Annotated in this window: 7 protein-coding genes; 6 read left to right on the top strand and 1 reads right to left on the bottom strand. The window is 70.7% G+C overall.

The genetic code is table 11. From position 1 onward, the window contains the following. Positions 1 to 3 precede the first annotated feature (3 nt). The 5 genes from ACWDEX_RS25405 (at position 4) to ACWDEX_RS25385 (ending at position 9,249) form a co-directional block, all read left to right on the top strand. Entirely contained in the window at positions 4 to 1,344 is a 1,341-nt protein-coding gene (locus ACWDEX_RS25405; RefSeq protein ID WP_450466262.1) for a carbohydrate ABC transporter permease, read from the top strand. Next, positions 1,341 to 2,249 (top strand): carbohydrate ABC transporter permease, encoded by a 909-nt coding sequence (locus tag ACWDEX_RS25400; RefSeq protein ID WP_450466260.1) that lies wholly within the window; start codon positions 1,341 to 1,343, stop codon positions 2,247 to 2,249. The genes ACWDEX_RS25405 and ACWDEX_RS25400 overlap by 4 nt, the downstream gene beginning before the upstream one ends. Positions 2,250 to 2,413: 164 nt before the next feature. Continuing rightward, positions 2,414 to 4,672 carry a bifunctional glycosyltransferase/CDP-glycerol:glycerophosphate glycerophosphotransferase gene (locus ACWDEX_RS25395; protein ID WP_450466258.1) on the top strand — a complete coding sequence of 753 codons (2,259 nt, stop codon included), beginning with the start codon at positions 2,414 to 2,416 and terminating at the stop codon, positions 4,670 to 4,672. Between the two features lie 144 nt (positions 4,673 to 4,816). Continuing rightward, positions 4,817 to 7,009, top strand: coding sequence for a bifunctional glycosyltransferase/CDP-glycerol:glycerophosphate glycerophosphotransferase (locus ACWDEX_RS25390; RefSeq protein ID WP_450466257.1), 2,193 nt, complete (start codon positions 4,817 to 4,819; stop codon positions 7,007 to 7,009). Between the two features lie 5 nt (positions 7,010 to 7,014). Next, positions 7,015 to 9,249 carry a bifunctional glycosyltransferase/CDP-glycerol:glycerophosphate glycerophosphotransferase gene (locus ACWDEX_RS25385; RefSeq protein WP_450466256.1) on the top strand — a complete coding sequence of 745 codons (2,235 nt, stop codon included), beginning with the start codon at positions 7,015 to 7,017 and terminating at the stop codon, positions 9,247 to 9,249. A gap of 35 nt (positions 9,250 to 9,284) precedes the next feature. Here the strand turns inward: ACWDEX_RS25385 and ACWDEX_RS25380 are convergent, their stop codons facing one another. Further along, positions 9,285 to 10,838 (bottom strand): glycosyltransferase family 39 protein, encoded by a 1,554-nt coding sequence (locus ACWDEX_RS25380; RefSeq protein ID WP_450466254.1) that lies wholly within the window; start codon positions 10,836 to 10,838, stop codon positions 9,285 to 9,287. Between the two features lie 283 nt (positions 10,839 to 11,121). Here ACWDEX_RS25380 and ACWDEX_RS25375 point away from each other — a divergent pair, with 283 nt between their 5' ends. Further along, the gene (locus tag ACWDEX_RS25375; RefSeq protein WP_450466320.1) at positions 11,122 to 12,315 is read left to right on the top strand and encodes a glycosyltransferase 87 family protein; all 1,194 of its coding nucleotides are present in this window, start codon (positions 11,122 to 11,124) and stop codon (positions 12,313 to 12,315) included. The last annotated feature ends 14 nt before the right edge of the window (positions 12,316 to 12,329 follow it).

Here is a 12,329-nt window from a genome sequence, read left to right as displayed (position 1 = left end):
ACGATGACGTCGGTCACGGCCTCGGGCTCCGCAAAGGCGCCCGAGGCCCGTACGCGCAAGAGCGTGACCGGCACCCGCAAGACCGTGGCAGCCCTCTTCCTGCTGCCCGCCCTGGTGCTGCTCGGCGCGCTCGTGGTCTACCCGATCGGGTACTCGCTGATCCGCAGCTTCCTCGACCGGTCCGGCGACTCCTTCACCGGATTCGACAACTACAAGGCCCTGTTCACGGACGGCAACATCCGCACCGCCCTGAAGAACAACGTCATCTGGGTGGTGTTCGCGCCCGCCGTCTCGACCGCACTCGGCCTGATCTTCGCGGTGCTCACCGAACGGGTGCGCTGGGGAACGGCGTTCAAGCTGGTCGTCTTCATGCCGATGGCGATCTCGATGCTCGCCGCGGGGATCATCTTCCGGCTGGTGTACGACGCGGACCCGGACAAGGGCGTCCTCAACGCGGTGTGGGTGGGCGTCCACGACACGTTCGCCGAGTCGTCGGCGTTCCCGAAGGCGCACCCGGGCCGCCGGTCGCCCCTGGAAACCGATCAGGGCGGCTTCATCACCCGCACGACCGTGCACACCGGCCAGTCGGTCACGCTCCCGCTCGTGGGCGTCGCCCCCGACAAGATGCCCAAGAACGCGAAAGGGGCCGTACAAGCGAAGCCGGAACCCGGGAAGATCACCGGCACGACCTGGCAGGACTTCACCCGCGGCAAGGGCGTCGGGAAGCTGGGCGCGGTGGACTCCTCCGAGCTGGGCTACGGGGGCATGCGGATCGAGGCGGTGAAGGGCGGCACGGTGGTCGCGTCCACCAAGGCCGCCGCCGACGGCACGTTCACGCTGCCGGCCGCCGCGGACGGGGCGCGACTGCGGCTCCCGGCAAGCAACTTCAAGGAGCCGTACAACGGCGTCGAGTGGCTCGGCCCCGCCCTCGTGACCCCCGCCGTCATCGGTTCGTACGTATGGATGTGGGCCGGTTTCGCGATGGTGCTGATCGGGGCGGGGCTCGCGGGTATGCCGCGGGAGCTGCTGGAGGCGGCGCGGGTCGACGGCGCGAACGAGTGGCAGGTGTTCCGCCGGGTCACGGTGCCCCTGCTGGCGCCCGTGCTCGCGGTCGTCGTCGTCACGCTGATGATCAATGTGCTGAAGATCTTCGACCTGGTCTTCATCATCCCGCCGGGCTCGTCCCAGCACGACGCGAACGTGCTGGCCCTGGAGCTGTACCGCAAGGGCTTCGCGGAGGACCAGCCGGGCATCGCGAGCGCGATCGCGGTGTTCCTGCTGCTGCTCGTCATCCCGGTGATGCTGTTCAACATCCGTAGGTTGCGGCGGGAGGTGCGGCGATGACGGCGCATGCCGGAAGGGTTCCGAAGGCGGCGCCGGTCACCGTCGTCAAGGCGAAGCGGTCCCTCGGCGCGCGGCTCGCAGAAGGCGTCAGCGGCGGGGTGCTGCGCGTCTTCCTCATTCTGGTCGGCCTGTTCTGGCTGGTGCCGACGATCGGCCTGCTGCTGGCCTCGCTGCGCAAACCGTCCGACATGAGCGCCTCCGGCTGGTGGACGGTCTTCAGCAAGCCCTCTCAACTGACCTTCGAGAGCTACCAGAAGCTGCTGGAGAACAGCGACATCACCAACTCCCTGATGAACACGATCCTGATCACCGTCCCCGCGACCCTGCTGGTGGTGGTGGTCGGCTCCCTCGCGGGCTACGCCTTCGCGTGGATGGAGTTCCCGGGCCGTGACTGGTGGTTCCTGGCGGTGGTCGGCCTGCTGGTGGTGCCCGTACAGGTGGCGCTGATCCCGATCGCCGAGCTGTTCGGGAAGATCGGGCTGTTCGGCACGGTCTTCGGAGTGGTCCTGTTCCACACGGGCTTCGGGCTTCCTTTCGCGGTGTTCCTGCTGCGCAACTTCTTCGCGGAGATCCCCAGGGAACTGCTGGAGGCGGCCCGCCTCGACGGCGCGGGCGAACTGCGGCTGTTCACCCGGGTCGTGATGCCGCTCGGCGGTCCCGCGATCGCGAGCCTCGGCATCTTCCAGTTCCTGTGGGTGTGGAACGACATGCTTGTCGCCCTGGTGTTCACCAAGTCGGGCACGCAACCGATCACGGTGGCGCTGCAGACCCAGGTACGTCAGTTCGGCAACAACATCGACGTGCTGGCGCCGGGCGCGTTCATCTCGATGGTGATCCCGCTGGCCGTCTTCTTCGCCTTCCAGCGGCAGTTCGTGTCGGGCGTCATGGCCGGTGCCGTCAAGTAGAGTTGTTCGTACGGCAGTTCAGGGGTGGACCGCAGGTCGGTCCACCCCTCGCCGTTCACCTGGGGTTTCCGGCGGCGTTCCCCCACATGCCGCGTGCGGCGTAACCAAACCACTCCATCGGCCGTTTCCGGGCAGTATGCCCGTGCCGATCCCATGGATGCCCCTTGCCCAGGTTCAGTGTCGTCGTTCCCGCGTACAAGGTTCAGGCGTACCTCGAGGAATGCCTCACATCCGTGCTGGAACAGTCGTACGCGGACCTCGAAGTGATCGCGGTCGACGACCGTTCGCCCGACGCCTGCGGAGCGATCATCGACGAGCTGGCCGCCCGTGACCCCCGCGTCCGCCCGCTGCACCTGCCGGAGAACGTGGGGCTCGGGCGGGCCCGCAACGCGGGCCTGGAGCAGGCGAGGGGGGACTACCTGCTCTTCCTGGACGGCGACGACACCCTGACCCCGGACGCGCTCCAGGGCATCGCCGACCGGCTGGAGGCCACCTCCGACCCGGACGTCTTGGTCTTCGACTACGCCCGCACCTACTGGACGGGGAAGACGGTCCGCAACCGGCTCGCAGGCCTGCTCGCAGAGGACGGCCCCGCGCCCTTCCGTCTCGACGACCGCCCCGGGCTGCTGTCGCTGCTGATGGTGGTGTGGAACAAGGCGTACCGCCGTGACTTCGTCGAGCGCGGCGGCTTCAGCTTCCCACCCGGTTACTACGAGGACACACCCTGGACGTTCCCGGTGCTGCTCACGGCGGGCACGATCGCCACTCACGACCGGGTCTGCGTCCACTACCGCCAGCGCCGCCAGGGCAGCATCCTCGGCTCGACCAGCCGCAAGCACTTCGACGTCTTCGACCAGTACGACCGGGTCTTCGCACACCTCGACGCGCACCCCGCACTCACCCACTGGCGACCGGTGTTGTTCCAGCGCATGGTCGACCACCTGGCCACGGTCTTCGTCCGGCGCGGCCGGCTGCCCCGAGGCAGCCACGCCGAGTTCCTGCGCCGGGCCCGCGCCCACTACCTCCGCCATCGTGTCCCCGGCGCCGCCCCACTGCACCCACGCCATCTGCTGGTCCGCTTCGGCAGCCATCGCGCCTACCGACTGCTGTCCCTGGCGTCCCGTCTCGCGCGCGGTGCGAAGCGCCGGGGCGCGAAGGCGAGACACGCTCTGGCCGCCGCCGCGCTCCGGGTGCACTACCGCGTCCAGTTGTCTCTGCCGCTGCGCGCGGACCGGGCCGTGTTCACGCGTGACGCGGGGGGCGCGTACGGCTGCAACCCGGGTGCCCTGGAGGCCGCGTTCCGCAAGCTGGCTCCGCAGATCCGCACCGCGTGGATCGCACGCCCCGAGCACCACCGCACCCTCCCGGCCGCCACCCGCCCGCTGCGGCCCGGCTCGGCGGCGTACTGGTCTGCACTGGCGCGTTCCAAGTACCTCGTCCACAACGCCGACTTCGACCCCCGGATGGTCAAGCGCCCCGGCCAGATCCTGGTCCAGACCCGGCAGGGCACCCCGCTCAAGCGCATGGGCCTGGACCTCAGGGACCGTCCGGCCGCCGCCCACGGCATCGACTTCGACCGGATGCTGCGCTCGGCCGACACCTGGGACTACGTCGTGTCGGGGAACCGCCACTCCACCCTCGTCTGGGAGCGGGTGTTCCCGTCCGGGTACACGACGCTGGAGTACGGACTCCCCCGCAACGACGCCTTCGCCCAGGCGACCTCGGCGGACGTGGCCCGGCTACGCCAGTCGCTCGGTATCCCGGAGGACAGCGTCGCGATCCTGTACGCGCCGACGTACCGCGAGTACTGCCGCGGCCAACGCCACGCCCTCGACCTGGAACGCGTGCTGCGTCGGCTCGGCCCACGCTTCGTACTGCTGGCCCGTGCGCACCCCTCGTACGAGGAGCCGCTGATCCGGGCCACCGGTGACCGGCTGATCGACGTCAGCGCCCATCCGAGTGTCGAGGAGCTCTGCCTGGCCTCGGACGTACTGATCACCGACTACTCCGCCCTGATGTTCGACTACGCCAATCTCGACCGGCCGATCGTCGTGTACACCGACGACTGGGAGGCTTACGAGGCAACCCGCGGCACCTGCTTCGATCTGCGCGGCTTCCCACCGGGCGCGATCGCGCGGGACGAGGCAGAACTGATCGACGTCTTCACCACAGGGCACTGGTGCGGCTCGCGCTCCACACAACTGCGGTCCCGGTTCCGCGAGCGCTTCTGCCCGTACGACGACGGGCGCGCCGCCGAGCGGATCGTGCGCCGAGTCGTGCACGGGGCGAGCGCCCAACTGCCGGAGATCGTGCCGCTGGCCGACCGCCACCCGGCCCCGTCGGACCTGGCGAGCCGGCCGGACGCCCCGCTCGCGACCATTCCGGTGCCCAGCCGCCCCGCGCCGCTCAGCAAGAGCCTCTGACCCGTCCGAGCCCCGGAGTTCCGCCATGGCGCGCAGGCCCGCCCCCAGCCGGCGCCCCACCGGACGACCGGAGCCCTGACGTCCCCGACAGCCATCCCGTCCAGGCCCCGGAACTCGGACCGGGGCGAGAAGAGAAAGACCAGAATGCCGCGCTTCAGCATCATCGTCCCCGCCTTCGGCGTCGCCGGCCGTCTGTCCCAGGCACTGGACTCGGTTCTCGCCCAGTCCTTCGGCGACTTCGAGCTGATCCCGGTGTGCGACGCGCCCGACTCCCCGGCGGGCTCGGTCGCCGCCACCTACGCCGAGCGGCACAGCCGGGTCGTCCCGCTCTCCTCGCCGCCCTCCGGTGGACCGGGCGTGGCCCGCACCATCGGGGCGGGGGCGGCGAGGGGGACGTATCTGCTGTTCCTCGAAAGCGACGACGTCCTCGCGCCCGGCGCGCTGGCGGAGATCGACGCCCGGCTGAGGACGACGGGCGACGTGGATGTCCTCTACTTCGACCACGAGCGGGTCCACTGGTGGGACGTCGAGACGTCCACTCCCCCGCTGGGCAGAGCACCCAAGGGGGCCTTCGCACCCGACCAGGCCCCGGAGCTGACCGGTGTGTCGGTCCCCGTGTGGAGCGCCGCGTACCGCCGCGCGTTCGTCACCGAGCACCGGCTCTCCTTCTCCGCGAGCCACTTCACCGACGTCGGCTGGGGTGGTCTGGTCACGCTCGCCGCCGAGCGCGTGGCAGTGCTGCGCTCGGTCTGCGTACGGCATCTGCTGCGTCGGCAGGGCGACCCCCTTCACAGCCCCGGCCGGCACCAACTCGACCTCCTCGACCAGGTGGATCTGGTACTCACCCGGGCTCGCGAAGTCGATCTGCCCGCCCACCGGTCGATGCCGTTGTTCGAGCAGCTCTTCTCCGTCGTCCTGAAGACCGCCGCCCATCCGAAGCGGCTGCCCGCGCGTCTGCGCCGGGCCTTCTTCCGACGGGCGGGCCGCCTCTACCGACGCCACCGCCCGGCCGGGTTCCGGCCGCCGGCGGGCAGCGTCGGGGTACAGCACCGGCTGCTCGCGTCCGGCGCCTACACCGCGTTCCACATGCTGCGGGCGCTCAACCAGGGCGTGGTCAGGGCGGTGAAACGGGATCCGGTGCCACGCCTGCTGCGCACCCGCATCCGCTACGCGTTGCAGTTGCGCCGCCCGCTCGACGAGAACCTCGCCGTGTACTGCGCGTACTGGGGCCGCGGCTACACCTGCAACCCGGCCGCGATCCACGCCAAGGCCCGCGAACTGGCCCCGCACATCCGCGCCGTGTTCCTGGTCGAACGGGACGCGGTGAACAGCGTGCCGAAGGACGTCGAGCACGCGGTGATCGGCAGCCGTGCGTACTGGGAAGTCCTCGCCCGCGCCAAGTACCTCGTCAACAACGCCAACTTCGCGGACGGCGTGGTCAAACGGCCGGGCAGCGTGCATCTGCAGACCCAGCACGGAACCCCGCTGAAGAAGATGGGCGTCGACCAGTCGACGTACCCGGTGGTCGCGGCCGCCTCCGGAAGTTTCACCAAGTTGCTGGCGCGGATGGACCGCTGGGACTACAACCTCTCTTCCAACCAGCACTCCACCCACATGTGGGAGCGGGCCTTCCCGGGCTCGTACGAGACCCTCGAATACGGGTATCCGCGCAATGACGTCTTCTACACGGCGACCGCCGAGGACGTCGCCCGTATCCGCCGTGAACTGGGCGTCCCCGACGGCAGGAAGGCCCTTCTGTACGCGCCCACGCACCGCGACTACAGCACCGGCTTCGACACGCGCCTGGACCTGGAGGCGTTCTGCGAGGCGATCGGCGACGACTACGTCGTCCTGCTGCGCGCCCACTACTTCTACGACCGCGGCACGGCGGTCGGCACCGACCGGATCATCGACGTCACACGACACCGCTCCACCGAGGACGTCTGCCTGGCCTCCGACGCGCTCATCACCGACTACTCGTCGGTCATGTTCGACTACGCCAACCTGGACCGGCCGATCGTCGTGTACGCCGACGACTGGGAGGTCTACCGGGAGACCCGGGGGGTCTACTTCGACCTGACGCAGGCCCCGCCCGGCCGGTTGGCGCGCACGCCCGAGGAGTTGGCGGCCGTGTTCCGCGACGGCTCCTACGCGGACCGCTCCGCCGCCGCCCTGCGCGCCGCCTTCCGGGAGCGTTTCTGCCTGTTCGACGACGGACGCGCCGCGGAACGCGTCGTGCGCCGGGTGCTGCTGGACGAGCCGCCCGAGTCGATCCCGCCCGTGACCCCGCTCGCCGAGCGCGTCCCGGCCCCGGCCCACACCTTCGTGAGGAGCTGACCGCAGTGCCCCGCTTCAGCATCATCGTCCCCGTCTTCAAGGTGCAGGGCTACCTGGCCGAGTGCCTCGACTCGGTGCTCGGACAGTCGTACGCCGACTTCGAGGTGATCGCGGTCGACGACTGCTCGCCCGACGGCTGCGGCGCGATCCTCGACGCGTACGCGGAGCGTGACGCGCGGGTGAAGGTGGTGCACCTGCCCGAGAACGTCGGCCTCGGCCGGGCCCGCAACGCCGGAATGCCGTACGCCACCGGCGACTTTCTCTTCTTCCTCGACAGCGACGACACGCTCACCCCGGGCGCGTTGCGCGCGATCGCCGACCGGCTCGACGAGACCGGCACCCCGGACGGCCCCGGCGGCGCCGACGGCCCCGACGTCCTCGTATTCGACTACGCCCGCACCTACTGGTGGGGCGGCACCCGGCGCAACGCGCTGGCCCGGGTGCTCGCCGAGGCGGGCGAGCGCACCTTCACGGCGGCCGAGTACCCGGAGATCCTCGAACTGCTGATGGTGGTGTGGAACAAGGTCTACCGCCGCGACTTCGTCACCGCGCACGGCTTCCGCTTCCCGCCGGGCTACTACGAGGACACGCCCTGGACGTTCCCCACCCTGTTGAGCGCCCGGCGGATCGCGACGCTCGACCGGATCTGCGTGAACTACCGGCAGCGCCGCCAGGGCAACATCCTGTCCACCACCAGCCGCAAGCACTTCGACGTCCATGACCAGTACGAGCGGGTCTTCGCCTACGTCGACGCCCACCCGGAACTGGCCCGCTGGCGCCCGTACCTGCACCGCAAGATGGGCGAGCACTGTCTGGACATCCTCGCCAAGCCCGACCGGCTGCCCGCCCGGGACAAGGACGAGTTCTTCCGGCGCACGGCCGAACTGTTCCGCAGGCACCGCACCCAGGAGCCGGTCCCCGAGCAACTGCGGATCTTGGAGGGGAGTTACGCCCGCTACCGGACCCGGCAGCGGGCCATCGCCGTCGGCGACGCGCTGGGCCGGCGCGCCCAGCAGGCCCGCGGCGTGGCGGCCGGGCGGATCAAGCGGAGCTGGTCCTGGGTCCACGAACGCCGGGCTCTGGACCCGAACCTGGCGGTCTACTCGGCGTTCTCGCACCGCGGCGTCCTCGGTGATCCGGCCGCCATCCACCGCGCGGCACGCGACCTCGCCCCGCACATCCGCGGTGTGTGGGTGGTGCACGAGGACCAGGTGGAGCACCTGCCGCCGGACATCGAGTACGTCATCCCGGACTCCCTCGGCTACCGCCGGCTCACCGCGCGGGCCACGTACTTCGTCAACAACGTCAACTGGCCCTGGGCGCTGGCCAAACGGCCCGGGACCGTCCATATCCACACCCACCAGGGCACCCCGCTGAAGTACATGGGTGCCGACCTGCTGGGCAAGCCGGGCGCCCGGTACGGGTTCGACGTGCCGCAGATGCTGCGCCGCGCCGACCGCTGGGACCACAGCCTGGTCGCCAACCGCCATTCCGAGCTGGTCTGGGACCGTGCCTACCCCTGTCACTTCGTCTCGGCCCGCACGGGCAGCCCCCGCAACGACGTCCTGGTGAACGCGAAGCCCGGCGACGGGTCCGGGTTCCGCTCCCGGCACCGGATCCCCGAGGACCACACGGTCGTGCTGTACGCGCCGACCCGCCGCGACCACGTGCGGGGCGGTCACGTCGACCGTTTCGACCTGGCCCGGTTCGCGGAGGACCTGGGCGAGGGCCACACCCTGGTCGTACGGCTGCATCCGTCGCTCGCGGACGGCCCGGCCCGCGGGATGGGCCTGGCCGAGCTGCACCGGCGCGGGATCGTGGTCGACGCCACCGACGAGCCACAGGTGGAGGAGGTGATGCTCGCCTCGGACGCCCTGGTCACGGACTACTCGGCACTCATGTTCGACTACGCCAACCTGGACCGGCCGATCGTCGTGCACGCCGACGACTGGGGCGCGTTCACGGCGAGCCGAGGCGCCTACTTCGACATCACCGAGGGCGCGCCGGGTCATGTCTCGCGCTCGTACCGGGAACTGGCGTGGCTGTTCGCCTCCGGGTGCTGGCGGGACCAGGAGTCGGCGCGGCTGCGGACCGTGTTCCGGGCGCGGTTCTGCGAGTTCGACGACGGGCGGGCGGCACAGCGGGTGGTGCGCACGCTGATGCTGGGCGAGCGGGAGGCCCCGGAACTGATCCCGGCACCGGCGACGGGCTCGCGCGATGTGCTGACCGGTATGCGTTGAGCGAAGCGCGGACCCGCGTTCGACCCCGTGCGCCGTCAGGGTGTGCGGGGTCGGGAGCTCGACCGGGATGTCGCCGCGGATCGCGTGGGTGAGGAGGCGAGCCGGGGCTCGTCATGGCGTACGTAGAGTCGAAGGGTGATGCCGCGGCTCGCATACTCCTCACGGGTGATGAACCCCTCGGTCACGGCCGCGAGTTTGGCGCGCTCGGTGCGGTTCCAGGGGGTCCAGGAGGGCCGCAGCGCGAAGGGTTCGCTGACCACCCACACATACGCCAGCCCGGCCAGCCGTCGCCGCAGTTCCCCGGGCCCGACCTCCCGGCCGTACAGGGTTCCGCCGGCGGCGGCGGGCACCTTGAGCGCCACGTCCCGGATTCCCCGGAAGTCCGCCGGATAGGCCAGCGCCGACCGCCGTTCCAGCGAGGGAAGGAACAGCACGGGGTCGCCGGGCCGCACTTTCCGTCCCACGACGGCGGACACGGCGGCGAGGTCGTCGGGCCGGTTGGCGGCGCTGCGATCGGCTCGGAGCTGGGGGAACTGCACGACGAGCACACCACAGACGGCGAACACACCGGCCAGGGCCGCACCCACGCGGCGGGGGACGGAGTACGGGGCCCGCGCCCGGGGGGCACGACGGTCGTCGGCCCGCAGCCGGCCGACGACCCCGGCCACCCGTTCGACCCCCGCCGCGGCCAGCAACGGGGCCCCCGCCAGGGCGTACAGCACATACCGGTCGTCGTACAACGGCCGGAACTGCGACACTCCCATCAACACCGCCGGCGGAACCACCATCAACGGCAACGCCACCCTCACCAGGGACACCTCCCGCCGCGGACCCGGAAAGGCCACGGCCAACGCCATCAGCATCAGGTACGGCCCCAGAACCACCCAGTCAGGCCCCGCGAACCCCTTCAGCAGCGCCTCCACGCTCCGGGCGTCGGGTGCCGTCAGCCACGCCACCTGAGCCGCCTGCTCCTGCGAGACCAGCACCAGCGGCAGCAACAGCACGACGGCGGCCCCGGCCGCGCACAGCCACCCCCGCCACACTTTCCCCGGCACCCGCGCGAGCGCCAGCGTGCAGGCGTGCGCCAGAAGGACCAGCACCGCGAACTCGTGCAGCACGCACGTGCCGGCGAGAACCACGGCGTACGGCCACCAGCTCCCGCCCCGCACCGCTCGCACGAGCAGCAGCGTCGCTCCGACGGCCCCGGCCGCGACCAGCGCGTAGGAGCGGCCCTCCTGCGCGTAGTGCCCGACCATCGGCGTGACCGCGTACAGCAGCCCCGCCCACAGCCCCACCCGCGGCCGGCACAGCCGGGTGCCCAGCGCGGCGACCAGGCCCGCCGCGGCGGCCGCCCCGCAGACCGAGGGCAGCCGCAGCAGCACCTCGCCGGGCCGGACGGCCAGGACCAGGTGCATCAGCAGGTAGTACGCGCCGTGCACCGCGTCCACGCTGCCCAGCAGATGCCAGATCTGGGGCATCGAGCGGCGCGCGACCTGGAACGTGACCGCCTCGTCGCGCCACATGCCGCCGCGGTCCAGTCCCCACAGCCCGAGCGCGAACATGACGACCACGGGCACAAGGACGGCCACACGTTCCGCACGCCTCACCGATGACCGATTCATACCCGCATTCAACATGCGCAGCTTTTGTACTATTAACTGACTTTGGCTGGCCTTGACGGTGTATCGGCACACATGCGGCGTCCATCCGGCTTACGATCCGGGATTGATGAGTGCCTTGAAGAGTGCCACGCAGCCCCTCGCGGCCTCGGCCGCGCATCGTTCGCCGTCGTTTCCGTCACTTTCGAAGAGGCTCCGCTCGCCCCACCGGTTGCTTCTCCTCGCCGTCGGCTGGCTCGCCACCCGTGCCCTGATGCTGTGGTTGCTCACCCACGACCAGTACGCCGTACTCGGCCGGGGCGGGGTCGCACACGAGGTGTCGAGGCTGTACTTCCACTGGTACGGCGACCTCGCACACGGCGCGTTCCCCTCGGGCGACCACCTCTGGCAGTACCCGCCGGGCGCGGGCATGGTGCTGCTCGCGCCCGGACTGCTGCCGCAGCTGACGTACTTCCAGGCCTTCGTCATCCTCACGCTGCTCACGGACGCCGTGATCACACTCGCCCTCGCCCGCGCGGGCACTCGCCCGGGCCGCTCGCTGTCCGGAGCGGCACTGTGGACGGCCGGCCTGCCGCTGCTGCTGCACATTCCGCTCGCCCGCTACGACGTACAGGTCACCGCCTTCGCCGTCGTCTCCCTGCTGGCGTTGTCACGCTCCACACGCGCGTGCGGTGCGTTCGCGGCGCTGGGCGCCCTGGTGAAGGTGTGGCCGGCGCTGGCACTCATCGGCACCCCGCGCGGCCGCACCACCCGCGAGGCGTGGACGGCGGCCTTCGTCACCGCGGCAGCGCTGCTCGCCCTGCTCACCGTCATGTTCCGCAACCCCTTCGACTTCCTGCGCCAGCAGGGCGGCCGGGGCGTGCAGATCGAGTCGCTGGGCGGCACGGTGCTCATGTTCGCGCACCGGGCCGGCTGGCCGGGGCACACGCGCTACCGGTACGGAGCCGTGGAGTTCGTGGGTCCGCATGTGCAGGCCGTCGCCGCCTGCTCACTCGCACTGACCGTGGCCGCCTTCGGGCTCCTGGCGCTCTGGCGGCTGCGGGCCCGCCACTGGACACCGGCGACGCCGTACGACGCGGCTCTCGCGGCCGTCCTGCTGTTCACGGTGACGAGCCGCGTGATCAGCCCGCAGTACATGGTGTGGCTGATCGGGCTGGCCGCCGTGTGCCTTACCTCACGGCACACCACACAGCGCGCGGTGGCCCTGCTCGTCCTCGCGGCGACCGCGGTGAGCACCGTGGAGTACCCCGCGCTCTACGGATCTGTCATCAACAGCACCTGGACGGGCTGCCTGCTCATGTTCGTACGCAATGGGCTGTTGGCGTCCGCGGCGGTCATGTCCTTCGTCCGTCTGTGGCGCTCCGGGCGTTCCGCACCGGAAGGGCCCGAACCGGATGGGCCGACGCGGCGAACCGGCTGGATTCCCGCCATCTTCCGGCACAAATGACCAAGTGTTCTTAC

The sequence above is a fragment of the Streptomyces sp. NPDC001020 genome (assembly GCF_053599115.1).
Note: the sequence above shows the minus strand (reverse complement) of the source record. Positions and strands in the feature narration are given on the sequence as shown.